General features: G+C 47.7%; 24 protein-coding genes. 7 read left to right on the plus strand and 17 right to left on the minus strand.

What is annotated here, in order from left to right:
• Positions 1-7: 7 nt before the first annotated feature.
• The 6 genes from SG35_RS02005 to SG35_RS02030 all read right to left on the minus strand — a co-directional run bounded on the left by SG35_RS02005 (position 8) and on the right by SG35_RS02030 (position 6,282).
• Entirely contained in the window at positions 8-1,189 is a 1,182-nt protein-coding gene (locus SG35_RS02005) for a carboxylate--amine ligase (protein WP_044834108.1), read from the minus strand.
• A 20-nt stretch (positions 1,190-1,209) separates the two neighbouring features.
• Positions 1,210-2,214: a polysaccharide deacetylase family protein gene (locus tag SG35_RS02010; RefSeq protein ID WP_044834109.1), complete on the minus strand. Its 1,005-nt coding sequence runs from the start codon at positions 2,212-2,214 to the stop codon at positions 1,210-1,212.
• Positions 2,195-2,755 carry a serine O-acetyltransferase gene (locus tag SG35_RS02015; protein ID WP_044834110.1) on the minus strand — a complete coding sequence of 187 codons (561 nt, stop codon included), beginning with the start codon at positions 2,753-2,755 and terminating at the stop codon, positions 2,195-2,197. The genes SG35_RS02010 and SG35_RS02015 overlap by 20 nt, the downstream gene beginning before the upstream one ends.
• A 10-nt stretch (positions 2,756-2,765) precedes the next feature.
• A complete protein-coding gene (locus tag SG35_RS02020) occupies positions 2,766-3,971 on the minus strand; it encodes a glycosyltransferase (protein ID WP_044834111.1) in 1,206 nt (401 codons plus the stop codon).
• 75 nt (positions 3,972-4,046) lie between these two features.
• Entirely contained in the window at positions 4,047-5,147 is a 1,101-nt protein-coding gene (locus SG35_RS02025) for a glycosyltransferase family 4 protein (RefSeq protein WP_044834112.1), read from the minus strand.
• The gene (locus SG35_RS02030) at positions 5,140-6,282 is read right to left on the minus strand and encodes a glycosyltransferase (protein WP_044834113.1); all 1,143 of its coding nucleotides are present in this window, start codon (positions 6,280-6,282) and stop codon (positions 5,140-5,142) included. Before SG35_RS02030 ends, SG35_RS02025 begins: the two co-directional genes overlap by 8 nt.
• 420 nt (positions 6,283-6,702) lie before the next feature.
• Here SG35_RS02030 and prsT point away from each other — a divergent pair, with 420 nt between their 5' ends.
• Entirely contained in the window at positions 6,703-9,462 is a 2,760-nt protein-coding gene (gene prsT / locus SG35_RS02035) for an XrtA/PEP-CTERM system TPR-repeat protein PrsT (protein WP_044834114.1), read from the plus strand.
• A gap of 647 nt (positions 9,463-10,109) precedes the next feature.
• Here the strand turns inward: prsT and SG35_RS02040 are convergent.
• The 7 genes from SG35_RS02040 to SG35_RS02070 form a co-directional block, all read right to left on the minus strand.
• Entirely contained in the window at positions 10,110-10,964 is an 855-nt protein-coding gene (locus SG35_RS02040; protein ID WP_044833798.1) for a THxN family PEP-CTERM protein, read from the minus strand.
• Between the two features lie 420 nt (positions 10,965-11,384).
• On the minus strand, positions 11,385-12,239 hold the full coding sequence (locus tag SG35_RS02045) for a PEP-CTERM sorting domain-containing protein (RefSeq protein ID WP_084692820.1): 855 nt from the start codon (positions 12,237-12,239) through the stop codon (positions 11,385-11,387).
• A gap of 166 nt (positions 12,240-12,405) precedes the next feature.
• Entirely contained in the window at positions 12,406-13,257 is an 852-nt protein-coding gene (locus SG35_RS02050) for a ThiF family adenylyltransferase (protein ID WP_201777814.1), read from the minus strand.
• A gap of 295 nt (positions 13,258-13,552) precedes the next feature.
• Positions 13,553-14,611 (minus strand): NAD-dependent epimerase, encoded by a 1,059-nt coding sequence (locus SG35_RS02055; RefSeq protein WP_044833801.1) that lies wholly within the window; start codon positions 14,609-14,611, stop codon positions 13,553-13,555.
• Between the two features lie 28 nt (positions 14,612-14,639).
• Positions 14,640-15,914, minus strand: coding sequence for a Vi polysaccharide biosynthesis UDP-N-acetylglucosamine C-6 dehydrogenase TviB (gene tviB, locus SG35_RS02060; protein ID WP_044833802.1), 1,275 nt, complete (start codon positions 15,912-15,914; stop codon positions 14,640-14,642).
• A 188-nt stretch (positions 15,915-16,102) separates the two neighbouring features.
• Entirely contained in the window at positions 16,103-16,927 is an 825-nt protein-coding gene (locus SG35_RS02065; protein ID WP_044833803.1) for a PEP-CTERM/exosortase system-associated acyltransferase, read from the minus strand.
• A gap of 125 nt (positions 16,928-17,052) precedes the next feature.
• Positions 17,053-17,916, minus strand: a complete 864-nt coding sequence (locus SG35_RS02070; RefSeq protein ID WP_044833804.1) for a patatin-like phospholipase family protein — start codon at positions 17,914-17,916, stop codon at positions 17,053-17,055.
• Positions 17,917-18,046: 130 nt separating this feature from the next.
• Between SG35_RS02070 and SG35_RS02075 the strand changes: the two genes are divergently transcribed.
• A complete protein-coding gene (locus tag SG35_RS02075; RefSeq protein WP_044833805.1) occupies positions 18,047-18,811 on the plus strand; it encodes a S1 family peptidase in 765 nt (254 codons plus the stop codon).
• 46 nt (positions 18,812-18,857) lie between these two features.
• Here SG35_RS02075 and SG35_RS02080 read toward each other — a convergent pair whose 3' ends face one another.
• The 3 genes from SG35_RS02080 to gpmI form a co-directional block, all read right to left on the minus strand.
• Entirely contained in the window at positions 18,858-19,628 is a 771-nt protein-coding gene (locus SG35_RS02080) for a divergent polysaccharide deacetylase family protein (RefSeq protein ID WP_044833806.1), read from the minus strand.
• A gap of 61 nt (positions 19,629-19,689) precedes the next feature.
• A complete protein-coding gene (locus SG35_RS02085; RefSeq protein ID WP_044833807.1) occupies positions 19,690-20,826 on the minus strand; it encodes a murein hydrolase activator EnvC family protein in 1,137 nt (378 codons plus the stop codon).
• A 14-nt stretch (positions 20,827-20,840) separates the two neighbouring features.
• Entirely contained in the window at positions 20,841-22,385 is a 1,545-nt protein-coding gene (gene gpmI, locus SG35_RS02090) for a 2,3-bisphosphoglycerate-independent phosphoglycerate mutase (RefSeq protein WP_044833808.1), read from the minus strand.
• A 232-nt stretch (positions 22,386-22,617) separates the two neighbouring features.
• On the opposite strand from gpmI, the gene SG35_RS02095 reads away from it, so the two are divergent.
• The 4 genes from SG35_RS02095 (at position 22,618) to gpsA (ending at position 24,932) form a co-directional block, all read left to right on the plus strand.
• Positions 22,618-23,049, plus strand: a complete 432-nt coding sequence (locus tag SG35_RS02095; protein ID WP_044833809.1) for a rhodanese-like domain-containing protein — start codon at positions 22,618-22,620, stop codon at positions 23,047-23,049.
• An 8-nt stretch (positions 23,050-23,057) separates the two neighbouring features.
• Positions 23,058-23,315 (plus strand): glutaredoxin 3, encoded by a 258-nt coding sequence (grxC, locus tag SG35_RS02100; RefSeq protein ID WP_044833810.1) that lies wholly within the window; start codon positions 23,058-23,060, stop codon positions 23,313-23,315.
• Positions 23,316-23,411: 96 nt separating this feature from the next.
• Positions 23,412-23,918 (plus strand): protein-export chaperone SecB, encoded by a 507-nt coding sequence (secB, locus tag SG35_RS02105; RefSeq protein ID WP_044833811.1) that lies wholly within the window; start codon positions 23,412-23,414, stop codon positions 23,916-23,918.
• Between the two features lie 6 nt (positions 23,919-23,924).
• A complete protein-coding gene (gpsA, locus tag SG35_RS02110) occupies positions 23,925-24,932 on the plus strand; it encodes an NAD(P)H-dependent glycerol-3-phosphate dehydrogenase (protein WP_044833812.1) in 1,008 nt (335 codons plus the stop codon).
• Positions 24,933-25,010: 78 nt separating this feature from the next.
• Here the strand turns inward: gpsA and trmL are convergent, their stop codons facing one another.
• Entirely contained in the window at positions 25,011-25,475 is a 465-nt protein-coding gene (trmL, locus tag SG35_RS02115; RefSeq protein ID WP_044833813.1) for a tRNA (uridine(34)/cytosine(34)/5-carboxymethylaminomethyluridine(34)-2'-O)-methyltransferase TrmL, read from the minus strand.
• A gap of 104 nt (positions 25,476-25,579) precedes the next feature.
• Here trmL and SG35_RS02120 point away from each other — a divergent pair, with 104 nt between their 5' ends.
• The gene (locus tag SG35_RS02120; RefSeq protein ID WP_044833814.1) at positions 25,580-26,506 is read left to right on the plus strand and encodes a cation diffusion facilitator family transporter; all 927 of its coding nucleotides are present in this window, start codon (positions 25,580-25,582) and stop codon (positions 26,504-26,506) included.
• Position 26,507 lies beyond the last annotated feature (1 nt).

The raw sequence follows: 26,507 nt of genomic DNA on the forward strand, positions 1-26,507 counted from the left end.
TTAAATATTATTTTTTTGGCTGAAATAAACCGGATAAGGAAATCATGATAAACTTTCTCACCGATGCGATAAAGGGTTTTAGATCGCCAGGGTCGAAATAGGCGAAAGAGCGGGCTTTGCTTATATCTTTGAGCCAGGGCAAGAGGCTGAGTTTGCCGCTTTTTCGTTTGCGGATAAAGGAGCCGAAATCCCGGGTAAAATCGAGCCAGTACACCCCGTCTTTTTGTTCGCTGAGGCAGGGGGGCAGTGTTGCGCACTCCGTGGTGAGCTGATAGGCAAGATAATTGATGTCTAAGCCGGCATCTTTAAATAGCTGGTTGTGATAAAAGGTGCGGATATTGAGCTCGATAAAAATAAAACTCTCTGTTGCACTGTCATAAGCAAATTCCAGCGTGGCAAAACCGCGATACCCTATGGCTTCAAGAAAATCACTGACGGTTTGCTTTAATTTTTCCTGATGTTCGCTGACCCCGAAACAGGTCACGCCATAGTCGGGTAAATACTGGCGGATTTTTTTGCCGGAATAAATGACCCTGACTTTGCCGCTTTGATCGGAGAAGCTGGTCACCACATAAATATTGCCGTCACCGCTGGGCACGATACTCTGTGCCACTACCCGGGTTTCCAGCTCGGGATAGCGGGCGATAAAGTCTTTTAGCTCCCGATGGCTGTTGACGACGACATTCTTGCCGGGAAAGGCCTTATCAAAGGTGAGGTCGGGTTTGATGATCACCGGATAGTTTAAGCTTTTCGTCAGGGCAGCCAGTTCTCCCGCCGTTTTACTGTAACGGGTGTCGGGGATGGAAAAGTTGTGCTCATTGCAGATATCTGCGGTGGCCTGTTTGGCGAGGAAACGCCAGTAAAGCTCCTTGCTTGGCGTGGTCAGTAAAAAATAGGGAGCAAACAGCTCGCTGTGTCCGGCCAGGATTTCGGCAAATTGATCTGTGGTACAAATGAGCACGGGTTTATGGCCGGCTTTGTCCCGTGCAGTACTCAGCGCCCGGCAGGCGGTAAAGACTTGTTGGGCGTCAAAGCTGTCGGGAAGTTTTTCTACGGCGCTCAGATACCTGGAATATCTGCCCAGATCATCGCTGTCATGGTAAATGCCGGCAACCTTTAAATCCCTGCAGCCGAGAGAGCGGGTAACCGCCAGGCCGTTGACCCCCAGGCCTAAGACTATTGCATCCATACTTAAATTCTATCCATAGCTTATCTGTGCCCGTGTACTTGCAGTTTAAAAACCTCAATGCCGGTATCGGTATTGATAAACAAGCGCTTAAAGGCGAGTAATTCTTTTTGGGGAGCCGTCAGGCCATTAATGGTGGTGGCGGAAAAGCGTATGCCGTTGTCGCTGAGCATCTGCTGATGGCTTTCGTTAAAGTCTTCGGCCCGGCCGTTGGGATAGGCAAAGCTGTAGCAGGGCTTGCCGGTGAGTTTTTCGGTTTCAAGGATAGAGGTCTGAATTTCCTCCCTGGCATGCTCCAAAGTGGTTTTTGATAAGATGACATGGTTATGGGTATGGGCGCCGAAGGTGATTAACCCGGAATCGGACATCTCTTTAATGGCTGGTGCCGTTAACATATAAAAAGGCGAGTCTGCCTGGTAGCGGTAATTTAAATCACAATCGAGTGCTTTGGCCAAAGCCTGCAACTCGGCCCTGGCCTCATCCGTTTTCCTGGTTTTCAACTGTGCCTGCAACAGCCGGGATACCGCCTGTTTTTGCTCGTTGTTTTTGAGGGGGTAGCGTTTTCCCTGCCAAAGCAAGCTATTCTTCGGGGTTTGGCTGAGCATACGCAGCAGATCGCAAAACCAGATGGTATGGTGGCTGTTGATATAGTTGGTCGCCAGAAAAACCGTTGCCGGCAGTTGCAGCGCTTTGAGCACGGGGAAGGCCAGCGAGTAGTTGTTATAAAAGCCGTCATCGAAAGTGATTGCCGCCAGGGGCTTTTCCCCGTCGTAATCGGCTATCTGCAAGGCCTGCTCTAAAGGCAATACATTAAAATGCTGATGCAGGTAATGCATCTGCTCTTTAAAGCGGTCAAGATGCATAAAACAGTGATCTTCCAGCGGCAGTTCATCGCTATGTATGCCGTGATAGGAGACTATGGTGATCTTGTGGTAGCCGCGTACCCGGTGCAATTTTGCCGACAAGCCGGACATGCCGATCAGGGCCTGTTTTACCCGGGCAATAACTTTAGCTGGCGAGATCTTCATCGACCTGGTTCGGAATTATTTTTGCAGGAATACCGACGGCAGTGCTGTTTGCCGGTACATCTTTGTTGACCACGGCATTAGCGCCGATAATGACATTGTCTCCTATGGAGATGGCGCCGAATACTTTGGCGCCGGCGCCGATATAGACATTTTCTCCGATTGTCGGCCAGCCGTTGGACTTTCCTGCGCCCTTACGCCCTATGGTCACCCCCTGGCCGACGGAGCAGTTACGGCCAATTTTCTCTGCGCCTATGATGATGCAGCTGAAATGGCCGATAAAAAAGCCCGGTGCGATATCGGAGTTGACATTGATTTGTATTCCGGTCAGGACCTCGGAAATGTATTTGAGCAGGATATAGACAATTTTCAGCACATGGCTGAGCACCGGAGTTTCGATGGTGTTGACATAGCGGCCAAAGCGATACACCAGCAGGGCGATAAAGCCGTGCTGGAGCAGCGAAAAGAGAAACCGGGAAACCGGGTTGTGTCTTTCGGTCACCCTGGCGTATTTCTGATAGTCGACTTTAATATTATTAAACATATTATTAGTATTAAGTGTTTGTTGTAATGATAGTATTATAACTGCTTAGCAGTTTATTGGCGATAATGTCCCAGTCATATTTACCGGTAGCAAGATCGCGTGCCGAATGGCCGAAGCGGCTATTTTTTTCACTGTCGGTTAATAAGGCGATGATCCCCCGGGCAAAGGCGCTGGCGTCATCGGCGTAGATGATATTTTCATCGGCGCTCAGGTTCACCCCTTCGGCGCCGACCGAGGTTGAAACTATGGCCTTGCCCATAGCCATGGCTTCGAGCAGCTTTAGCCGGGTGCCTGAGCCGACACGGATCGGCAGGATATACACGGCGGCACTGGCAACAATCGGCCTGAAATCGTCAACAAAGCCGGTCACGGTAATATTGTCCTTAACATCTGGTGGAATTTGCACCCCGGTGGATTTACCCACCAGGGTCAGTTTCGCGTCGGGAACTTTTGCCAGGATTTTCGGCATCACCTCGTCCATAAAGAAAATCATGCCGTCTTTATTGGGAAACCAGCCCATACCGCCGACAAAAACCAGGCTGTTTTCTACCTGCTCCTGTTTTCCCGGAGAGAAGAACTGGGTATCAACGCCGTTTTCCACAACACTGATCTTTGCCGCCGGGCTCAGCGCTTGCAGGATATCGGCATCGATTTGCGAGCAGACAAAGGTTTCCTTGGCCCGGGCACAGACATCGGCTTCAAACTGGTGCAGGCTCTTGCCCTGGTTGCCAAAAAAGACCTTTTCAGGCAAGGAGTCGGCATTTTCGGCGCGGCGTTTTAACAGCAGGGATTCAACATTGTGGTTATTTAGCACATAGGGGACATTGCCGAGTAAATTGGCGTATTGCGCCAGCGGCAGCATATCAAAATGCACCAGGTCGAACTGTTCCGAGGTCAGCTTTTCTTCAATGGCCCGTGCCAGCTCCTGTGAAAAATATTTGCGCACCACAAAAGGGGTTTTGGTAAAAAACCCCTGCAATAAATCTTTGGCAAAGCGAATTTTTGAATGCTCGTTGGGGATAGGAAAAACCTGGACCGATTGGCACATACTCTCAAGGTGTTGTACTGCCGAAGGATCGTCGTCATTACGCTGCAAGGATAAATAATGAACCTGATGTGAAGGGCATATTCTTTTGAGCAGGTTGTAGGTTCTGATCTGGTGCCCTTCATTTGTCGGGTAAGGCAAACGAGTGGTGATAAAAAGAATTTTTGCCATTACTATTGATTCCTTTTTGGCCTGTTATGGTCGCAGTTTATTATGGTGTTCATGAAGTTTGAAAAATGCCGGTAGCTAGTTTAACAATTCGGCGTATAAATTTTCGTGCTTTTCCCTTGCCCGGGACAAGGATAAATGATCTTCGATATACTTTCTGCCCGCGGCGGTCATTGCTTCGATGCCGGCCTGATCTTGGCCTAATATCCGCTTTAATCCCTGATGCAGGCCTTGCGGGCTGCAATCATCGCATAACACGCCCCCCTTGCTTTGCTGCAACAGCTCAGGGATAGCGCCAACCGGTGTTGCTACCACGGGTAGGCGGCAAGACAAGGCTTCGAGGATCACCAAAGGCATGCCTTCGGTGAGGGAGCTGGAGATATAGAGATCGTTTTGCTGATAATAGGGCAGCATGTTTTTTTGCACGCCGTGAAAAGTCACTTGCCCTGTTAACGCCAGCCGTTTGCTGGTGGCTGTCAGTGCTGCTTTGAGTTCGCCGTCGCCGACGATATTCAGGTGCCAGTTGTTGTTGCCCTCCTGCTTTAACTGCGCCAGGGCGGTTAACAGGTTTTCATGGCCTTTTTCCGGCGACAGGCGCCCGACGATCAGTAAGTTTACCCGGGCCTGGCTTTCCCGTTGCCGGGACGGGGCAGGGTGAAATTTTTCGGTATCTATGGCGTTTTCCAGCAGGAAAATTTTATCCCGGGGTATTTGCCCCCCCAGGTCCCGGCTGATTTCTTTACTGACGGCAATGACCCTGGCAAACCATGGCAGGCATAATTTTTCCACCAGGTTGTTAAATTTCATATTGAGATCGTTCTTGACCCAGCCGTGCATGGTCACGATTTTTTTCGGTGAACGGCTGAGCAGGGTGGCCAGGGTCGCGTAAAAAACCGACTTGGGGTCATGGCAATGCACAATATCGATTTTTGAGGATTTCAGTATTGTCCTCAAGGCGCCTAAAGTGGCGAGATCAAACTTGCCGGAGTTGGGCAGTTTATGGCTGGTGACGCCATTTGCCTTTGCTGCCTCAAGCAGTTCGTTATTGTCGTTGAGGTAATTCTGGATCACCGCCAGTTCGTGATGGCACTTAGCCGAGCTTTGCCCGGTTAAATTTAAAATAACATGTTCGGCGCCATATAAGCCTGAGCTCGAACGTAAATGTAACACATTAATCACGGTTTTTATGCCCTGTTAAACGTTCGAATAAGCCGGTATAGGTTTGCAGCATATTTCTTAGTGAAAATTGCTGTTCTACCAGGGCGCGGGAGGCCCTGGCGGCTTCGGTATAGCCGGGAGAGGAGGGCAGGTAATTCATCAGTGCCCGGGCCAGTGCCTCGGGATCTTCTGCCGGCACCAGCTCACCGTTAACGCCGTTTTGCACCACTTCCGGGTTGCCGCCGACATCGGTTGCTATCAGGGGCAAGCCGGATGCGGCACTTTCGAGCAGGGCATTGGACAGGCCTTCGGTCACCGAAGGCAGGGCCATCAGGTCAAAAGCCGGCAGGTAATCTTTGACATTGCCGCAGTAACCTTTAAGAAAAACATCATCTTCGAGTTTTAATGATTTTACCTGCTGCGTGAGGTCGTCAAAAGTATCGCCTTCCCCGAACAGTACTAACTGGCAATTTGCCCCGCGCTCATTCATGATGCCGACGGCATCCACCAGGAACCTTTGTCCTTTCCAGGGATTTAAATTGCCTATGGTGACCAGCTTGACCTTGTCTTCTTTCAATCCTAACTCTGAAACCAGCCGGGCTTTCTCTTCTTTGGGCTGTTCCAGGGCCTGGGTGAAGGTTTCGCTGTCGATGCCGTTATATAACAGCAAGGTTTTTTCTTTTGGGATCCCTTCGCTTAACACTTTTTGCTGTACCGCCTTGGACGGGCACAGTACCAGCAAAAAGTTTCTGTTGATAAAACGGATCATTTTTTCCAGGGTTTGATTCCGTTTAAAGCCCATATCCCGTCTGCTGGAAAGCTTGATCACTTTGACCGGTAGCAGGGCATTGAGAATATCGGACATTTCATGGAAAGAGAGCACGATTTGTATGTCTTTTTCGCGGATCAGTTTGCTGATGGCAAAAAGTGTTTTAAAGCCGGAAAGGCCGTAGACTTTTTTTACCGGGAAATGATGGTAACTCAGGTTGGCATCACGGGTGCCTGACGGAAAAGGGATCTGTCCGGTATTAGACAGCTGGATAATATCTATGCTGTATTTGTCCTTGTCTAAGCCGGAAACCAGATCTTTTATGTGTTTTTCACTACCGCCTTTTGCGCCAACAAAAGAGTCTGTCAAAATAACTATTTTAATCACGCATCATTCCTATATAGCAAATATCTTAGGGTCTTAATAATCAAAAAAAATTTCGTCCGCATGATAGCATATTATTTGTCATAATTACCCGCCCGGCTTAAGTTAATTTTTCAAAAAAAACCACTAAACCAGGGATTTTTTTCGCGGCCAGTCGACGCTTTTTTTGTTTGTTTAACCCGAATTAAATTGTTTTCACCGCTCAAACAGGCGCTTGTTTTTCTATTTCATTGTTTTGATTGTGAATCCAACCCAGATGGCATAGAATTTTGTGGTATATATCTGAGGTTTTCTGTAGTTCTTTTCTAACCGGCAAGAACTGCTGCAATAGGGGAGATTGCAGGCAAGAAAACCTCTTCTTTAATTGGCCAGGCATTTTGCTATATTGGCTGTATATCTTTGCTTATAGATGGACTTGTTTACATGAAAAATGCTAATAAATTATTGTTTGCCACTAGTTTGATGCTAGCGGCATCTGCATGTACCCCACAAAAAACCGCCGAGGAACAAATAACAGAAGCAAAAGCCCATATCGCGCAACAGCAACTGTCCACTGCGAGTATCACCTTAAAAAATGTTCTTAAGTCAACGCCTCAGTCTGCCGAAGGGCGCTTCCTCCTGTCGCAGGTTTATCTGAAAGTAGGTGAGCTTGACAATGCCGAAAAAGAAATCAAAAAAGCCATTGAATACGGCTATGAAGCCGAAGCGGCTAATTTATTCCTGGCGGAGATACTGTTAGAAAAAAATGATAACCAGGCAGTGATTGATCTGCTGGAAAAACAGCAGTTTTCTACAGAGTCTGCGCAAATTTTGAGCTTTATCTTTAAAGGTAAGGCGCATATCAATTTAAATCAGGTTGAGCTGGCCAAAGATGCCTTTGACACCGCCAATGACATTAATGTTGAGTCTTCCTATAGCCTTTACGGCTCTGCGATAGTGGCTTCCATGGATGACAATTATCAGCTGGCGGCAGAATTACTGGATAAGGCGCTGGCGCAACAGGATGATTTGGCAGAAGGCTGGATACTAAAAGCCCGGGTGGCAGAGCAAAATAAAGATTTTGCTACCGCTGTGAGTGCTTATGAAAAGTTCTTAGAGCTTAGGCCAAGGGCGCATAGCATCAAATTATTGATGGCGAATGATTATCTTCAGCTGGAAAATGATGAAGCCGCAGAAAAGCTGGTGGATGACTTACTGAAATTAAATGAGGCCCATCCGACGGCAAACTTGTTAAAGGCAAAAATTGCCAACAGCAGAAAAGATTATGAGCTGGTGAAGAAACATGCCGAAACCACTTTAAACAGTACCCCGGAAGATCCCCTGGCACTGTATTTATCCGGGATCAGCAATTACTTTTTGAATAATTTCGAGCAGGCCTATACCGCGCTTTCTAAAATTGTCGATCGCCTGCCGAAAACCCATGAAGCCCATAAGCTCTACATGTTGTCTATGCTGAAGCTCGGTTATGTTGACCAGTTAAATGAGCATGTCGGAGAATATGAAGGTTTTGACGATAAAGATAGTAATCTGCTTTCGGTGATCGGCTCTAGCCTGGCGGTCAGCGGTCAAACCCAGGATGCGGAAACGATTTTTGAAAGGGCGCTTGAGGTAAAACCCGATGACGTCAATGCCAAGAAAAAGCTGGCGTTTGCCCGCCTGATGAACCGTGATCTGCAGGGGATCAGCGACCTGGAAGAAGTTAATGCCGTCAGTTCAGACGACAAAATGGTAAATCTGGTGCTGGCGTCTGCCTACCTCTACCAAAATAAAATTGAAGAAGCGAATAATATCGTTGAAAAATGGCTGGCAAAAGAGCCTAAGGACATCGAAGCACTGTTATTAAAAGCACGGGTGTTAAGTGTTTCCGGCGAGCAGGATGCCAGCTTAACTGTGCTCAAACAGGCACAAGGTTATCAGCCTGACTCTACCAAGGTGTTATTAAAACTGGCAGAGCACCATTTAAGGGCTCAAGACTATCAAACGGCAGAAAGTTTGCTGAAGCAGATATTAGCCGCCGCTCCGGATACCAAGCCAGCTTTGATCATGCTGAATCTGGCCAGTCAAAAACAGGAAAAACAACAGCAATTCTTTGATTACCTGACGGATATTAATAGCAAGCATAAAGAGGTGATCTGGCCTAAGCTGATGCTGGCGCAAAAATTCATCAACGACAGGGAGGCGGAGCAGGCATTAAAATATCTGGCGCCGCTTGCCCAGGCGAAAGAATTGCCTAATGCCTATTATTCCATTGTGATGAACGGCTACTATCTGTTAGCGGATAAAAGCAAACTGAATGATATTGCCAGTACCTGGCAAGCGGCCAAGCCTCAGGCGGTGGTTGCCTACCTTAAGCATATTGAATTTCTGGAAAAGCTCGGCGATATTCAGTCGGCTTTGCTTCAGGCGCGAAAAGCCCAGAAAAAAATTACCAAAGAGAGTGATAATTTACGTTTAATGGTATTGGAAACGCATTACCTGCTGCGTTTAGGGCGAAACAATAAGGTTGCTCCTTTACTGACCAAGCTACAGGATAAATTGCCGGACAATGCTCTGGTGACTCAATTGGCGGGTCACCTGGCATTTAATAAACAGCAATACGACGAAGCCATCAAGCATCTTGAGCAGTCTTTTGCTAAAGATAGTAACGTCAGAACAGCCCTGCTGCTGGCAAGTGCCTACCGCAGGACTGACAATGAGGCCAAAGCCGTTGCCTTACTGGAGCAGGCACCTGAAAAAGTAAATCAAAATGCTGCCGTACAAAGTTTATTATCTGAAATGTATACCAGAACAGATACTGCCAAAGCGATAGATTCTTATTTAAAGCAGATCAAAGCCTCACCTAAAAATGTTGTCGCCTTGAATAACCTGGCCTGGCTGTTAACTGAGCAGAAAAAATATGAGCAAGCCATTAGTTATGCCAGAAAAGCGCATGAGTTGATGCCAGATAACCCGCAAATCCTGGACACCTTAGGAGTTGCTTTACTGAAGAACATTAAGCAGGGTGAGGCACTGGAAATATTGAAGAAAGCTTATTCGCTTTCTAAAGAAGCCAGTATCAAAGTGCATTACGCCCAGGCACTTGCCGCTAATGGCCAGAAAAGCGAAGCGAAACAAGTGGTCGATGGACTGACAGAGCAGGAAAAATCAGAGCTGAAAGATGAGCTAGAGCAGCTGATTTTGTAATTCGTTTTTTCTCATCTGGAAAGCGTTTTAGTTTTCTCATGAAACCAGCAAATTTTTGCTGGTTTTTTTATGTTTGCCGGAGCAGGCAATAGCCCTGTGGCGAACAAACCTTATTTGGTGATACTGCAGGGAAAGCTGTCCGTAGGTTGGTGCTTTTATTACTAGCGCTTGTGTCGGGCATTTTCATCATTCGGCTAAGCATTTTAACAGTTCTCGTTTGCTAGAGTGTCTATGACGAGTTTAAGTGAATTTTTGCTATTCCTGATTGTTTGTGTTGCCTGCAATCAGGTGTTTGTAACGGTGAATATCCTTTATGCACAAGGTGATGATATTGACGGATGAGAATTGCGGAACGAAAACGACTGGTTATACCAATTGCATTAAGTAGATGAGCAAAATTCGGTGAGGATAAATTTTCAAGAAACCCCTTTATCGTTCCAGACTAAAGCTAAGCACCTGCATCCATGCAGGCGAGGCGTTTGATTGAGCAATAGCAAGCTATTGTGATTGAAAACAACGCAGGACTTGGAGATTTAGACCATCCGAGGATGGTTAGATATTTAATAAAATTGGTATTAATTGAAAGACTAAAAACAAAAAAACCTCTGCCGGGAGCAGAGGTTTTTTATTGCGAACAGTATCCGGGATTACTTCTTGGCTTTTCTCTTAGAAAAACCTAATCCTAATAAGCCAAGGCCAAATAAGGCAATCATTGAAGGCTCAGGAACTTCTGTTAAACGGGCAAAAGTATAAACCGTGGTAGAGGTTTCTTCTTCAGTCCAAACGCGATCCTGGTTGATAAGCGTGCTACCGTCGGCATCAAAAGAAGTGAAGATAGTTAATGCGTAGTGCTTGCCGTCGATGTAAAAAGGTACGGCAAATGGCATAACGTCCGGTAATGGATCCGGGTTATTGATTGAATAGTCAAAGTAGTCATCACAACCTGTGACAAATTCGTGGCTCTCGCCGCCGTCGATGCCGTCTTGATCTACCGGAGAACACTCAGTCGGGTCAGTCTTGTTATAAGTTTCGGTGAATTCGATATCAAAATCACTGGTTGCGGTTGAGGTGAAGTTATCAATAACGAAAGAGTTACCGAAGTCTGCAGCGATACCGCCTGAGTGATCACTTGAAAAATCAATAGAGCCGGCAATATCAGCTTGCTTTAACCAGTTAAAACTAGCGCTGATGCGGAAGTTGTTGTGGGTCAAGGCAGAAATCATATAGTTGGTATCAAGGGCATCAATATCTACAGAGAAGCCTTCCAGAATTAAAGAGCTGTATGCATCGTTACCGCCCCAGCGAACACCGTCATGGATCACAGTACCGTCGTTAGTCTGGTCGGCATGTGCACTACCGTCAAGGTTGGTGAACTCACCGGCATCTTTATAGACAAAGCCACCGGTAGAAGTTGCTGTCATAAAAGTTGCGTTAGCGCTGAAAGAAAATGCACTAGCAATCGCTAACGCGGTTAAATTTTTAACCCATCCAGTATTTTTCATTGTTTACCCTGTAAGTGTTTGATTCTATATGATTATTTTAAAAAAATGTGCAGCATTAATGCGCCAGATACTTTTAATGAAGCACTTGTCGTGCCAGGTTTTTTAATTCTTTTATAAACAAATACTTGTGTGTTGTTTTGTCCCGTAAATCTCGTGTGGCTGAAATTTGATGTAAAGAAATTTGACATGGATGTGTAAACCAATTTGACGTATATGTGTAAAGAAAATTGACATGATTTTAAGCTGTTGAGGTTAGCCTGAAAGGGACGAGTAATATCATGCTTTTTGTTGAGTTGATGTGCTGTTATGAATTTTATTTTAGGGGAGAATTTAGCTGAGGAGGTTTTGGCTGTTGTAAAATGTAGAACCTCTGTAATAACAGAGGTTCTACGTGACGTAAACTAGCTTATGTGAATAGCCTTACTGCTCCGACTTGCGTTTAGTGAGACTAAAACCTAATAAACCTAAAGCGAGTATCGCCAGGGTGGATGGTTCCGGAATTTCACTTAAGCGGGCAAAGGTATAAAGGGTGGTTGACTTCTCTTCTTCTGTCCAGATCCGTCCGGGAGGTAATACCGTACTGCCATCCACATCAAAAGAACTGAATATGGTTAAAGCATAATGGCTGCCGTCAATATAAAAGGGAATAGCGAACGGCAGGGTATCAGGGAGCGGGGCCGGGTTGTCGATTGAAAAGTCGAAGTAGTCATCACAGTTTGTGACAAAAGTGTGAGTGGCGCCACCGGCAACACCGTCTTCATCTACCGGTTCGCAACCTGCGACAGTTGAGGTGTTAAAGGTTTCGGTGAAGCCGATATCAAAGTCACTCATGGCATTGGCAGTGAAGGCATCGGCTACCGTTGAGTTACCAAAGCCTGCTGCAATACCGCCGGTATTAGTGCTGGTGAAAGCGATCATACCCAAAATATCGGCATTGGTGAGCCAGGGAAAGGCGGCACTGATGCGGAAGTTATTATGGGTTAACGCTGAAAGCATATAATTAGTATCAAGGGCATCAATATCCGGAGCAAAGTCTTCCAGCACCAGTGAACTGTATGCACCGTCACCGCCCCAGCGAACCCCAGCATGTTTTACCGTTCCATCATTGGTTTGATCCGCATGGAGGGTACCGTCAAGGTTAATAAATTCGCCGGCATCCTTCATAACAAAGCCGCCGTTGGATGTTGCCGTCATGAAAGTTGCGTTAGCGCCAAAAGAAAGTGCACTCGTAAGTGCTATCGCAGTCATGTTTTTCATCAATCCGATATTTTTCATTGCCTTTCCTTTATTTGTTGAATTTTACCAAACCAGAAATTGATTTAGCCCACGTGTGGTTAAAAAATGAGCATAAGACATGCCATCAAATTAAAGTCAATAGAAAACAAAGGATTGGCGAAAAGTGTAATCTTTTGGCTGAAAGCTTATGTAAAATATGTTGACATCAGGCGTCCACGACACGTTTGGCGATATGAAACATGATGCGTGGTATCAGCCCGGAGTTGCCAAAAGGACGCCAGGTTTTTACCAGTTTATTACGGTAGGCATCAAAATGTAGCCCATGGGGGGCGGCTAATATTTCTCCCCGGTTAAGCAGTATTTTCAAAGCATAAGTTTCGGCTATTCCTGCACATAGGTTTACCGCCATCGGGGTTGAGGGGCCGCGTTTTTCTTTGAAATTAACCCGGCTGTCATCTACCAGGTATTGGCGTTGCAGCATGGCGGGTGAAAGACCTATCAGGAACTGAATAAGCTGGTCGTGCTCTGATTTTCCCTCAAATTTGAAATATTGCTCATAAGTCATTTGTCCCGGCATAAAGCAGAGTAAGGCACAACCCATGCCTAAGGGTGCTGCCGTGATCACCGGGATCTGCTTCTCATAGCATTTTTGAAAAACGGTTTTACGGGCTTCGAGGGCAAAAAAGTCCAAAGCATCTACATATAAATCAACACCTTCGAGAAACTCATCAACATTATGTGCGAAAATTCCCTCAGGAAAAGATTTTATGTTTGCTTCCGGGTTGATGTCTTTTGCCAACTCTTCCATCACATCGACTTTTTGTCTGCCGAGTGTCGACATAAAGGCCCCGGATTGGCGATTGAAATTGTGTACTTCAAAGTCGTCAAAATCTGAGATGTTAAAATTTTCGACACCCAGCCTTGCCAGGGTGAGTAAGTGGATACCACCAACGCCGCCGGCACCAGCTATGGCCACTCGCCGGGTTCTCAATGTTTCCTGTTCGGCTTCGGTAACCCAGCCTATGTTTCTTGAAAAAGCTTTTTTGTAATCAAACATGCTCAACCTTGATGTTGTAAGTTCAGGAATATAAATTCAAAAGTGATCGTTTTTATTTTGAGTTTATCCATTATATTCGTCATTTCAATCTAACTGTCCTTATCACCTTAGTTCATATGTCAATATTTTTAGCATTATTCGCATAATTCGCAGTAAAATTCAGGTTAGCAAATGCGCAGTGATGAAATAAGAGAAGAGTTTAAGCTGGCGGGGACAATAACTGAGCCAGAAATGGCCGGGTTACTTGTTATCACCGGCTAAACGCCTTGCTGCCGGTGATAACATAACGGGAAGTTTATACCTTATGGTAATCCCGGTACCAGTTGACGAAATTGCTGATACCTGTTTGAATCGTGGTTTGCGGACGATAGTTGACATCCTGCACCAGTTGTTCGACATCGGCATAGGTATCCGGCACATCACCCGGTTGCAGTGGCAGCAGGTTCTTTTCTGCTTTTTTCCCTAAAGCGTTTTCCAGGGTTTCAATATAATCCAGTAATTCAACCGGTGACTGGTTGCCGATATTATAAACCCGCCAAGGCGCCTTACTGGTGCCCGGATCCGGGGTTTTGCCCGACCAGTCCGGGTTGCCGGTCGCGGTATTGTCTAAAGTGCGGACAATGCCGTTGACGATGTCATCAATATAGGTGAAGTCACGTTTGTGTTTGCCGTAGTTAAAGACATCAATAGGTTTGCCTTCGAGAATGGCTTTAGTGAACATAAACAAAGCCATGTCCGGACGTCCCCAGGGACCGTATACGGTAAAGAAGCGCAAACCGGTTGTCGGTAAGTCGTACAGGTGGCTGTAGGTATGCGCCATCAGTTCATTGGCTTTTTTACTGGCGGCATACAAAGACAGCGGATGGTCGACATTGTCATGCACCGAAAACGGCATGCTTTCATTGGCGCCGTAAACGGAACTGGATGAAGCATAAGTCAGGTGTTTTACTTTGTGATGGCGGCATCCTTCCAGGATATTGGTAAAGCCGACAATATTGCTGTCGATATAAGCGTGGGGGTTTTCTATCGAGTAACGTACGCCAGCCTGGGCCGCGAGGTGAACGACTTTATCAAACTTTTGCTCGGCAAAAAGTTGCTCCATGCCTTCACGATCGGCCACATCCATTTCCACAAAGCTAAAGCTGCCCTTTTTGCCTGACTCGGGATAGGGAAAGCTTTCTTTTAAAGTGCCGTCTAGATAAGCGTCAATCCTTTTCAGGCGGCTGTGTTTCAAATTGACATCGTAATAATCATTAAGGTTATCTAAACCGACAACTTCGTCTCCCCGCGCCAACAGGAAAAGTGAGACATGAGAGCCGATAAAACCGGCGGCACCGGTGACTAAAATTTTCATAACAGTTTCTCAAACAGGATAATTAACATTAAAGTCTTAAATCAGACTCTTGAGCATCAAACAGGTATTTTAAGTCAAATACCAGGGCACCGGGTTTGCCTAATTTTCTGATTTCGGGCATAGACATGGTTTTGAACTCTTGGTGACCGACGGCGATGATGATGGCGTCATACTGGCCGGCTTGTGGTTGTGCCATCTCGATACCGTATTCATGTTTGACAATGTCGGCATCGGCCCAGGGATCGTGAATGTCCACCCGGGCGCTGTAATCTTTCAGTTCATCCACTATGTCGATCACCCGGGTATTGCGTACATCCGGACAGTTTTCTTTGAAGGTAAAACCGAGGATCAATACCTTGGCATCAACAATATGGATGCGTTTTTCTATCATGGCTTTGACCAGGCGTTTCACAACAAAGCGTCCCATATCATCATTTATCCTGCGCCCGGATAAAATTACTTGAGGATGATAATTGAGCTGCTGGGCCTTGTGGGTCAAATAATAGGGATCTACACCGATACAGTGACCGCCCACCAGGCCAGGCCTGAACGGCAGGAAATTCCACTTGGTGCCGGCAGCCTTTAAGACCTCTTCGGTATTGATGCCTATTTTGCTAAAGATCACCGCCAGTTCATTGATCAGGGCAATATTGACATCCCTTTGGGTATTTTCAATGACTTTTGCCGCTTCGGCGACTTTAATTGAAGAGGCCTTATGGGTGCCCGCGGTGATTATGCTGGCATAGACCTGATCGACAAAATCGGCAATTTCGGGCGTAGAGCCTGCGGTGACTTTTAAAATGGTTTCCAGTCGGTGTTCCTTATCGCCGGGATTGATCCTTTCGGGGCTGTATCCGGCGTAAAAGTCCCGGTTAAAGGTCATACCGGTATTTTTTTCGATCACGGGAATACAGACTTCTTCTGTAGCGCCCGGATAAACGGTAGATTCATAAACCACTATATCCCCCGCCTGGATCACCTTGGCGATGGTTTCACTGGCCTTGATTAACGGCGTCAGATCCGGCTGTTTGTATTCATCTATCGGGGTCGGAACGGTGACGATATAAAAATTGCACTGGCTCAGCGATTCAATATCATGACTAAAGGTTAACTGGTTTGCTTGTGCCAGCTCATCTTGCTCGACTTCAAGGGTGTTATCAACGCCCTGGTTGAGCTCGCTAATGCGCTGCTGGTTAATATCAAAACCCAGGGTCGGGTACTTTTTACCAAAAGATACGGCAAGCGGAAGACCGACATAACCCAGTCCAATGATACCAATTTTCAATGACGCTATGTTTTTCATTCCGTGATTTCTCTAGTTTAAGCAAAAATAAGCTTATTATGACAATGATCACCTTAACCTGGCAATACTGCTTACCGATACTAATGAAAATAAAGCTGTTTTAGGGGCTTTGCCGCAGGGGCCAGCCCCAAACAGCACTTGGGCAGGAGGAGATGTTTTCGCTGGCGGCGTCTTATCTACCGCTAAAGCTAAATTAACTTCAGTTCGCTTAGCTGTTCGCAAATATCATTTTCGATAGCCTTGAACAGGCTTTTAAATCCAGGGGTTAAATTATCCATAAAGATTTTTGGATTAATATAATAGGGTGCCCTGAGGCCGTGGTAATCAATGGCGTCCCCGAGCTGGTGAAAGTTAATGCCGACAAACTTCATACTGCGGGCAAGCCTGGGTTCCATCATCACATAAACATGTTTGATGCCGGTATCTATGGCTAAGGTGGCGGCGGCCATATACAAGCCGATGGCAATAAAGGGGAAGCAGCGCAATTCTGTTTCCGAATAGGTGCTTTCGCTGATCACCCCGATGGCGGAGCCTTTAAACTGGTCCGATTTACGGCGGCGGAAATCGGCTTTAACCGCTAACCTGGAAATTTCACAGATTTCAGTCCTTTTGAAGTTGCTTGGGTGCAGGCTTTCATTTTGGATGGAGTCGAGGCAATATTTTTCAATCGGCAGCAATTCGGCTTCACTGCTGGATCTTACCACACGGACACAACTGGTGTAGGTGCTCGAAGGTTTATGTTTGATCATAGAGAAAATGGAATGATCATCAAACTCATCCTTTTCCTGTCCTTCCGCTTTCACCTCTTCGAAAGCGAGCTCTTCGCAATAGACATTATGTCTGATCTTGAAGACCTCAGCGCGCAATTCATCGGTTGTGGCCAGCTCAGGTTTAAGAAATTGGGTAAAATGCTCCGCAATATTCTTGGCATCATTGCTGACTTTCATCGATGCTATTTTTTTGGTGATGTCGCCAATAATGGGGGTATTGAGCAACCTCTTATTCCAACTCATTTGTTGTCTCTTTAGTGTTTGCCGCAAAAAAAGCCTTTTGCCCTTAGCAATATTATGACTTGTTTATTTGGATGTATGCAATTTGTTATTGATAAATTTACCGCATTAATTCTAGATGCTCTCGGTCAATTTGAGTTTGATTTTGGGGAAAACATGGCTGGTGCCAGGCTTGCCGTATTCGTTTTTATTGGAATAATTTTCATGGCGGTGTCATATCCTGTTTTAAACAAATGGTATTTTTGATCGTTGCTCATTTTAAAGTCTACTGCAGAGCTCTCGCCGGTATTGATAATGATGGTATTGTGCCAAAAGGCATCATTGATGTATTCCCGGGAAATGGTGGTCATAAAAGTGCGGATCAATAAGGTGACATAATTGAATATCGGAAATAAGCCCTGGGTATTGAGTTCGTCATATTCATGCTCTCCCCGCAGGCGAAAACATAATACCGGGGTGCCGCGCTGATCCCAGTCTCTGTGCAGGGCATCTTCCGATAAGATGCTGCCGTCCACCATTAAATGTTTACCAAAAGTCTTAAAACTGAACACTAAAGGGATCGACATGGAAAAGCGTACCGCTAATGAGACTTTCATTTTCGGGGTATGCTCGGCATCGAAAATGACGGGTTTGCCGCGTTTAACATCCGTGGCAACGATGTGCAGGTTTCGATCCAGTTGCTCAAAGGTTTTTCCCTGTAGATGTTCATCGACCCAGTATTCAAAAGCGTCGCCGGAACTCAGACCACCGTTACGGATCAGCTTAAGCAGGGAGAAGCCCCTGAACTGGCTGTAATCGGTTTTCAGGGCAATTTCTTTTATCTGTTCTATGCTGAGCCCGGCAGCATATAAGCTGGCGATAATGCTGCCGCCGGAAACCCCCACGAGGTGATTAAACTCTATACTTAAATCTTCCAGTGCTTTAATGATCCCTATATGTGCCGGTAAGCGGGTTCCTCCTCCCGCCAGAATAGGTATAATTCTGTTTGCCATAAAGCGCCCTCAAAATGCTATCAGTAATTATGGTCATTATTAGTAAAATAGCTATTTAGTCTCCCGGATGTGATCGGGTACACTGATAACCATAGCTCATGGGAAGCATTAAGTAGGGAAGAAGTTATTTATGTTGAAACATTTTTTTGGTCTGTTGCTGACCCTTATGCTGATTTCGCCGTCCGCGCAGGCAAACTTGTCTCAAACTTTGAAAAAAATCAAACCTTCCGTGGTGGGCATAGGAGTACATACCCCCACCGGCCGGCCGAAAAACGAGTTGCGCGGCACCGGGTTTGTGGTCGGCAACGGCCAGTATGTGGTCACCAATGCCCATGTGCTGCCTGGTGAGCTGGATAAATCCCTGAAACAAAGCATGGTGGTCTTTAGCGGCTCAGGTAAAAAACCGAATACCTTAAAGGCGAGAGTCATTGCCCGCTCCGAATATTATGACCTGGCAGTATTAAAATTTGATGCCCCCGCCTTACCCGCCATGAAGCTTGCCGGCGGTGAGTACCAGAGTGAGGGCAGTTATGTTGCCTTTACCGGTTTTCCCATAGGTGCTGTGCTGGGCCTATATCCGGTCACCCACAGGGGCATTATCGCCAGCATCACCCCGAGTGTGGTGCCTGTGGCCGATGCCGGTCAGCTGAGCATTAAGATGCTAAAACGCATGCGTGACCCTTATCTGGTGTACCAGCTTGACGCTACCGCGTATCCCGGCAACAGCGGCAGCGCCCTTTATGATATCGGCAGCGGTGAGGTGATAGGCATTATCAATAAGGTGTTTGTGCAGCAGACCAAAGAAGCAGTGATCAGCAATCCCAGCGGGATTACCTATGCCATCCCGGTTAAACATTTAAGAGATTTACTAACCGAACATAAGGTTGCCTATTAACTTCAAGTTATTCGCCCGAGCTTTTTGCCTTAACCGGTTTTGGGACTTAGTCGGCTTTATTTGCTTTGGCTGTTTTGGTTTTAACTTTTGCGCTATATTGATCTGCCGCCAAGGCCGATAGCGGCACCAGGCTGATATTATGCTCGGCCAGTGTCGGCAGCAAGGCGGTCAAGGCGTCTATGGTTTCCGGGTGGGGATGGGCGATCGCAACCGCACTCTGATAGGTCTTGGCCAGCAGGATCAATTCGTTAAATTGCCCGCTGATATATTCATCGGATAGCTGGTTGTCGAGAAAGACATGGCGGTTGAGGCTAGGCACGCCATAATCCCGGGCGATTTCCCGTCCCCGGCTGTATTCTGTGGTCAGGCTGTCGAGAAACAGCAGATCCCGCTCTTTCAGGAACTCCATGACCCAGGACATGGGACGATACAGTTGCGTTAATAAGCTGCCCATATGGTTATTGATGCCGATGGCAAAAGGGATCTCTTCAAAAGAGCGTTTCAGGCTGGCGCGGATTTTTTCTTCGCTCATTTTATGGGTCAGGGCCCCGGGTCCCAGGCGTTTGCCGTTTTCCGACTCCATCGGGATGTGCAGCAGGATATCCTTATTTTGCTGGTAGGCCTGCAGGGCCAGGGTTTGCCCGTACGGGGTCTGGGGCAAGATGGAAAAGGTAATATCCCCGGGTAACTCCAGGGCCCGGCTATCGGTTTGCCGGTAGCCGATATCGTCGATCACTATGGCAATGCGATTTTCTGCTGCCGTAACAGCGGCAAAAAAGCACAGGGATAAAAAACAAAAGCGCAAACGTGAAATCATAAATATTATTATTGGTTATGTTAATTAACGTTAGCCGTTGAGTCTCTGCGGCTGATTTAAGTTACTGGCACCAGAGTTTGGGGTTTTTTGCCTGCCCCCGGTGGCGTACTTCAAAATATAAGCCGGAGCGGTTTTGGCCGCCACTTTGCCCGACCAGGGCAATGACTTCACCGGTTTCCACCCGGTCACCGACATTTTTTAACAGCGTCTGGTTATGCCCGTATAAACTCATATAACCGTTGCCGTGATCGATCACGGTAACCAGGCCATAACCCTTGAGCCAGTCGGAAAACAATACGGTGCCATTATGTATGGTTTGTACCTGGCGGCCAATAGGCGCAGACAACAAAACCCCTTTCCACTTCAGGTAACCCTGCTTTTTACTGCCAAAGGTATGCAATATTTTGCCTTTTACCGGCCAGGATAATTTATGTTTTAACTGCCCCAGGCCGTTTAAGTTGGTTTCTGCCTTGACCAGTTTCTCCAGCTCTTTCAGTGCCTGTACCAGGTTGGCTTCTTCGGCTTCGAGTTTCGCCAGTTGCTGTTTATTATTGAGCAATTGTGCTTTAAGGGCGCTTAAGGTTTGCTTGCGTTTTTGTTTGTTTTCCTGCAGCGCAACCTGTTGCTGTTTCTGTGTGTTTTGCAGGGCAAGCAACTTGTTGCTGTGCTCCTGGTGCTCTGTAGTGACCTGCAGCAGGCTGCTTAAGGTTGTCTGGAAGCGTTCAATTTCCTGGACCCTGGCATCGTTAATGTATTGGTAATAACTCAGGGTTCTTTGAATCTTGGTGGTTTGTTCCTGGTTTAACAACAGTTTCAGGTAATCGTGATGGCCGGTGGAATAGACGGTTCTCAGCTGGTGGGCCAGCAATTGCTCCTGGCGGGATTTTTGCTGCTGGAGTTGTTGTTTTTCTTTGGCCAGCTGAGTGAGTTTTTGTTGTGTTTGCTGATAGTCGCCGGCGGTATCATTGATGGCCCGGGCAATTTTGGCTACCGCCAAATCGTCTTTTTTCAGCTGCTTTTCCAGTTGGGCGCGTTTTTTGTCTTTTTCGGCGATGGCCGATTTCTGCTCGGCGATGGCTTTTTGTATTTGCGACAACTGCCGGTTGGGGTCCTGATCCCGGTTATCCTCCGCCGCCAGTGCCGTACAAGCTAAGTTGTACAGCAGCAGGGCGAGTAGTAACTGCAAAGTCAAGGACATGCCGGCAGTGCTCGTTAGTTATCCAGCGTCATCAATACCGAGCCTGTCATTTCTTTTGGCTGCTCCAGCCCCATCAGGTGCAGTAAGGTCGGGGAGATGTCACTTAAGGTGCCGTTTTGTGCCGGTGTTGCCTGACGGCCGACATAAATTAAAGGCACAGGTTCGCAGGTATGGGCGGTATGGGCCTGGCCGGTCTCGCTGTTGGTCATTTGTTCGGCATTGCCGTGATCTGCGGTGATCAAACACTCGCCGCCGGTTTTTTGCAGGGCATCAACGACACGTCCTATCGAACGGTCAACGGCTTCACAGGCCTGGACCGCGGCATCGAATTTTCCGGTGTGGCCTACCATATCGCCGTTGGGATAGTTACAGACGATAAAATCGAACTCGCCGCTTTCGATGGCGGACACCAGTTTGTCGGTTAATAATGCTGAGTTCATTTCCGGTTGCATATCATAGGTAGCGACCTGGGGAGAGGGCACCAAAATACGCTGCTCGCCCTCGAAAACCGCTTCTTTACCGCCACTGAAGAAAAACGACACATGGGCGTATTTTTCGGTTTCGGAAATGCGCAGCTGGGTTTTGTTGTGTTTAGCCAGCCATTCCCCGAGTACGTTTTCCAGCTCAACCGCCGGAAAAGCGCAGCTGGTGTCTATATCGGCGGCATATTCGGTTAACATCACAAAATCGGCAATCGCCGGCACTTTTTTGCGCGCAAAACCGTTGAAATCGGCATCGGTAAAGCTGCGGGTGAACTGACGTGCACGGTCTGCGCGAAAGTTCATAAAGATCAGCGCATCGCCGTCGTTTACTGTTATCGCCTTACCTTCAGGGCCTAGAATAACGCTGGGGGAGACAAATTCATCGTTTTCATCCCGGGCGTAGGCCTCGCTCAGTGCCGAGACCGCATCCGGGTATTGGTATTTGGCTTCACCGCATACCATCAGGTTATAGGCGGCTTCCACGCGCTCCCAGCGCTGATCCCTGTCCATGGCGTAATAGCGGCCGCTGATTGACGCTATCTGGCCGCAGCCGGACTCGCTGAGCTTGTCCTGCACCTTGATTAGCGAGCTTTGTGCGCTGCGCGGCGGGGTATCCCGGCCGTCGAGAAAGGCGTGCAGGTAAATTTTGCCGGCGCCGCGGCTGCGGGCGAGTTCGATCATGGCAATAATATGATCTTCATGGCTATGGACGCCGCCGGGGGAAAGCAAGCCAAAGATATGGACCGCCTTGCCCTGTTCGGTAGCAAGGTCAACCGCCCGGCACAGCGCCGGATTTTGCTGAAATTCTTTATCGTCTATGGCTTTGGTGATGCGGGTGAAGTCCTGGTAAACGGTACGTCCGGCGCCCAGGTTGACATGACCGACTTCGGAATTGCCCATTTGCCCTTCGGGCAGGCCGACCGCCATGCCTGAGGTATCGATCAGCATATTGGGGTAGTTGGCTTTCAGCTCGTCGAGTACCGGGGTGCTGGCATGATAAATGGCATTAGCGCTGGCATCTTCACGATAACCCCAACCGTCTAAAATAATAAGTACCGTGGTTTTTTTGTTAGCCATGACAATTCCTCTATGATAACTGAAAGCAAATTTAGCTGGCGGACATTGTACACGGATAGCGAGATATCGCCAGTTGGCGTCGCTTTTTTTCACCGTTTTTCAGGGGGATTTTTGTAACAACTTACCCTGACCGGCTTTTCTTGCCACGATCGACGCCGGGATACTTTTCTTTGCCGCATTAGCCTGTATACTGTGGCAGTTTTACAATGTATCTACAATAGCGGTCTAATTTATGGAACAACTTATTGCCTTTGCCGGTAACCATCCCATGTTAAGCATGATATGGCTGATACTGGTGATTTTGCTGATCGGCACCAGTATCAAAATGAAATTGTCGCCGATTAAAGCGATTACCCCACAAGAGCTGACTTTCCTGGTGAATCGGGAAGACGGGGTCGTGGTGGATATCCGCACAGAAAAAGAGTTTAAAACCAGTCATATCCTGGACTCGATCAATCTTTCCAATGAAAAAATTAGCAATAATGACTTTGTCAGCCTTGAAAAGCATAAAGATAAACCCATTATTGTGGTATGTGCCGCTGGTATGACCGCGGGTAAAGTGGCTAATCAGCTGTTAAAAGCCGGCTTCTCTAAAGTGAGTCTACTTAAGGGGGGCATGGGGGCATGGTCGGGGGCCGGATTGCCGGTCGCCAAAGGTAAGTAGAGGTAATTGTGGTAGCGGTAGATATTTATACTAAAGAGTATTGTCCTTATTGCGTCAGGGCCAAGGCCTTGCTGACGCAAAAACAAGTCAGTTTCAGAGAAATAAAAATCGACGAAAATCCGGGATTAAGACCCGAGATGATTGAGCGCAGCAAGGGCGGTACTACGGTACCACAGATCTTTATTAACGATGCCCATGTCGGCGGTTGTGACGATTTAATGGCATTAGAAGCCAGTAATAACTTAGACAGCCTGCTAAAGGCATAATCGAACTTAAGCCGGGTATTAACGCCGGGGTTAAATAAATAATAATATTCAGGCGTCAGATTTATGATGGCGCCCCATTAAAACAGGATGATTAACATGGCTGACGAAATTCAAAACGGCTCAGAAACCGGCGCAGAACAAGCGGCGCCACAATTTGCGATTCAACGCGTATATACCAAAGATATTTCTTTTGAAACGCCAAATTCTCCGGCGATTTTTCAAAAAGAATGGAAGCCGGAAATTAAGCTGGACTTAGACACACGTTCAGCCAAGTTGGCGGATGATACCTATGAAGTTGTTTTGGCCCTGACGGTTACCGCGACAGTTGAAGGGCAAACCGCCTTTTTAGCCGAAGTACAGCAAGCGGGTATCTTTACTATCGGTAACTTACCGGAAGCACAATTAGCCCACACCATTGGCGCCTTCTGTCCGACTACCTTGTTCCCGTATGCCCGTGAAGCGGTATCCAGCCTGGTTAACCGCGGTTCTTTCCCGCAGTTGAACCTGGCGCCGGTTAACTTTGACGCCTTATTTGCTTCTTACGTGCAAAAACGCGCCGCAGATGCTGAAGCAGGCGCAGCAACAAGCACAGAAACCCATTAATTCTTAATGAGCTCAGAACAAGCAAAAATTGTTGTGCTCGGCGCCGGATCTTATGGTACGGCGCTGGCGATTTGTCTGGCGCGCAATGGTCATAAAACCTTGCTTTGGGGCCGGGATCAGGCGCATGTGGCACAAATGGCGGCCAGCCGGGATAATCAGCGTTATCTGCCGGATGTTGCTTTTCCGGAGGCTTTACAGCTGGAAAGTGATTTGGCCACTGCGGTCAAGGCCAGTGACAATATTTTAGTGGTCGTGCCCAGCCATGCCTTTGGTGATATGCTTAAGCAGATCAAACCTTATTTGTCTGCCCGCAGCAAGGTTGCCTGGGCCACTAAAGGTCTGGAGCCGGAAACCGGCCGTTTGTTGCAGGATGTCGCGCGAGAGGCGTTGGGGCAGGATGTTTCCCTGGCGGTGTTGTCCGGTCCTACCTTTGCCAGAGAAATGGCAGCGGGTTTGCCGACGGCCATCTCGATGTCATCGACAGATGCAAGCTTTGTGACTGAGCTTTCGGACCTGCTGCATTGCCAGAAGCATTTTCGGGTTTATCTCAATAATGATTTTATCGGGGTGCAGCTTGGCGGCGCCGTCAAGAATGTGATTGCCATCGGCGCCGGTATGGCCGACGGCATAGGTTTCGGGGCGAATGCCCGTACTGCCTTGATCACCCGCGGCCTGGCGGAAATGACCCGCTTGGGGGAAGCCCTGGGGGCGGACGCCAATACCTTTATGGGCATGGCGGGCCTGGGAGATCTGGTGCTGACCTGTACCGATAACCAGTCGCGTAACCGGCGTTTTGGCCTGGCGTTAGGCCAGGGGAAAGAAGTCGAACAGGCGATGACGGACATTGGTCAGGTGGTGGAAGGTTACCGCAATACCAAAGAAGTTTACCTGCTCGCCCGGCGCATGAAAGTGGAAATGCCGATCGTCGAACAGGTTTATCAGGTCTTGTATCAGGGCAAAGATGCCAAACTGGCTGCTTCTGATCTGCTGTCGCGCCAGCCTAAGGTTGAATAACCCGGTCTGTTTTTTACCGCCTGCAACGCCAGGCGGTATTGTCTTTTCTGACTGAGCTACAGTCAATAAAATCAGTTTTTATACCGCATCGGTGAATCCCAGCTGACGCCAGGCTTCATAGACAATCACTGCGGCGGCATTGGATAAATTCATGCTGCGGCTGTCCTGTAACATAGGAATGCGGATCTTGTCCTGATCCGGGATCTGTACCCTGACCTCTTCCGGCAACCCCGATGTTTCCGAGCCGAATAATAAATAATCCCCCTCGGTGAAGTTGACTTCATGATGGTACTTGGTCGCCTTGGTGGTGATGGCCAAAATACGCTTGGGTTGCTGGTTTTCGACAAAGTCGTTAAAACTTGCGTGTTTCTTGATGGCGGCAAACTCATGGTAATCCAGTCCGGCGCGGCGCAGGCGTTTATCGTCTACAGAAAAGCCAAGGGGCTCAATCAGATGCAGGCGAAAACCTGAGTTAGCGCAAAGGCGGATGATATTCCCGGTATTTGGCGGGATCTGAGGTTGAAAAAGAACAACGTCTAACATAAAGTCTGCTCAATAAGGATAAATCCCGCTGATTATACCCTGCTTATCCGGAAAGTCTTCACCGATGTGGAGAATTTTATCGCCAGGGGAGAGGATGATGCTAGATGAACAGAGTTGCTGAAACCGCCGATAACTATGCTTTCTGGGTGCGCCTGGCCGCCATTGCCTCCTCAGGGACGGCAGTATTACTGGTGGTGATCAAGCTTTATGCCTGGTTCGCCACCGATGCCAGTGCCATGTTGGCATCGGCAACGGACTCTATGTTGGATCTCTTTGCCTCGGTAATGAATATCATTATTCTCAGGTTTGCCCTGGCCCCCGCCGATAAAGAGCATAAGTTCGGTCACGGCAAGGCGGAAAGCCTGGCGGGCTTAGTACAGGCAGCCTTTGTCCTGGGGTCGGCATTATTGTTGTTATTTAACGGTGTCGGCCGTCTGCTCAATCCCCAGCCTGTTGTGAATGCCGATATTGGTATCTGGGTCACTGTGATCACTATTGTCCTGACCTTGCTGTTGGTGGCTTTTCAGCAATATGTGATCCGTTTAACCCGCTCTGTGGTGATCAGCGCCGATGCCCTGCATTATAAATCGGATTTATTGCTTAATGTTGGCGTGCTGGTGGCCCTCTTTTTAAGCCAGGGGATCTGGCTGATGGCAGATGGCCTTTTTACCATAGGGGTCGGCTGTTACCTGATGTGGGGAGCGGGGCAAATCATCTGGGTCAGCATACACCACTTGATGGATCATGAACTCGAAGATGAAGATCTCGCTCAGATCAAAGCCATAGTGCTCAACCATGATGGTGCCCTGGGCATGCATGAACTGCGCACCCGCCAGTCGGGTAATACACGTTTTATCCAGTTTCACCTGGAGCTGGACGATAACCTTTCTTTGTTAGAAGCCCATGGCATAGGAGAAGAAATCGAGCTCAAGATCAATAAAGCCTTAGCGCCGTGCGAGGTCTTTATTCACCATGACCCCACCTCTGTGGTACAGAAGGAGCTGGCCCGGGATGAAGCCAGGGTAGATTAAG

This window comes from Thalassomonas actiniarum (assembly GCF_000948975.2).
GTDB classification, from domain to species: domain Bacteria; phylum Pseudomonadota; class Gammaproteobacteria; order Enterobacterales; family Alteromonadaceae; genus Thalassomonas; species Thalassomonas actiniarum.

Bases quoted from the DNA above. Each gene is read 5' to 3' on its own strand.
- gpsA (WP_044833812.1), top strand. From the start codon at position 23,925: ATGAGCTCAGAACAAGCAAAAATTGTTGTGCTCGGCGCCGGATCTTAT.
- SG35_RS02070 (WP_044833804.1), bottom strand. From the start codon at position 17,916: ATGGCAAACAGAATTATACCTATTCTGGCGGGAGGAGGAACCCGCTTA.
- SG35_RS02010 (WP_044834109.1), bottom strand. From the start codon at position 2,214: ATGAAGATCTCGCCAGCTAAAGTTATTGCCCGGGTAAAACAGGCCCTG.
- SG35_RS02020 (WP_044834111.1), bottom strand. From the start codon at position 3,971: ATGGCAAAAATTCTTTTTATCACCACTCGTTTGCCTTACCCGACAAAT.
- SG35_RS02015 (WP_044834110.1), bottom strand. From the start codon at position 2,755: ATGTTTAATAATATTAAAGTCGACTATCAGAAATACGCCAGGGTGACC.
- SG35_RS02080 (WP_044833806.1), bottom strand. From the start codon at position 19,628: ATGATTTCACGTTTGCGCTTTTGTTTTTTATCCCTGTGCTTTTTTGCC.
- SG35_RS02095 (WP_044833809.1), top strand. From the start codon at position 22,618: ATGGAACAACTTATTGCCTTTGCCGGTAACCATCCCATGTTAAGCATG.
- SG35_RS02045 (WP_084692820.1), bottom strand. From the start codon at position 12,239: ATGAAAAATATCGGATTGATGAAAAACATGACTGCGATAGCACTTACG.
- SG35_RS02040 (WP_044833798.1), bottom strand. From the start codon at position 10,964: ATGAAAAATACTGGATGGGTTAAAAATTTAACCGCGTTAGCGATTGCT.
- SG35_RS02055 (WP_044833801.1), bottom strand. From the start codon at position 14,611: ATGAAAATTTTAGTCACCGGTGCCGCCGGTTTTATCGGCTCTCATGTC.
- SG35_RS02085 (WP_044833807.1), bottom strand. From the start codon at position 20,826: ATGTCCTTGACTTTGCAGTTACTACTCGCCCTGCTGCTGTACAACTTA.
- tviB (WP_044833802.1), bottom strand. From the start codon at position 15,914: ATGAAAAACATAGCGTCATTGAAAATTGGTATCATTGGACTGGGTTAT.
- SG35_RS02075 (WP_044833805.1), top strand. From the start codon at position 18,047: ATGTTGAAACATTTTTTTGGTCTGTTGCTGACCCTTATGCTGATTTCG.
- SG35_RS02065 (WP_044833803.1), bottom strand. From the start codon at position 16,927: ATGAGTTGGAATAAGAGGTTGCTCAATACCCCCATTATTGGCGACATC.
- gpmI (WP_044833808.1), bottom strand. From the start codon at position 22,385: ATGGCTAACAAAAAAACCACGGTACTTATTATTTTAGACGGTTGGGGT.
- trmL (WP_044833813.1), bottom strand. From the start codon at position 25,475: ATGTTAGACGTTGTTCTTTTTCAACCTCAGATCCCGCCAAATACCGGG.
- SG35_RS02005 (WP_044834108.1), bottom strand. From the start codon at position 1,189: ATGGATGCAATAGTCTTAGGCCTGGGGGTCAACGGCCTGGCGGTTACC.
- SG35_RS02120 (WP_044833814.1), top strand. From the start codon at position 25,580: ATGAACAGAGTTGCTGAAACCGCCGATAACTATGCTTTCTGGGTGCGC.
- prsT (WP_044834114.1), top strand. From the start codon at position 6,703: ATGAAAAATGCTAATAAATTATTGTTTGCCACTAGTTTGATGCTAGCG.
- secB (WP_044833811.1), top strand. From the start codon at position 23,412: ATGGCTGACGAAATTCAAAACGGCTCAGAAACCGGCGCAGAACAAGCG.
- SG35_RS02050 (WP_201777814.1), bottom strand. From the start codon at position 13,257: ATGTTTGATTACAAAAAAGCTTTTTCAAGAAACATAGGCTGGGTTACC.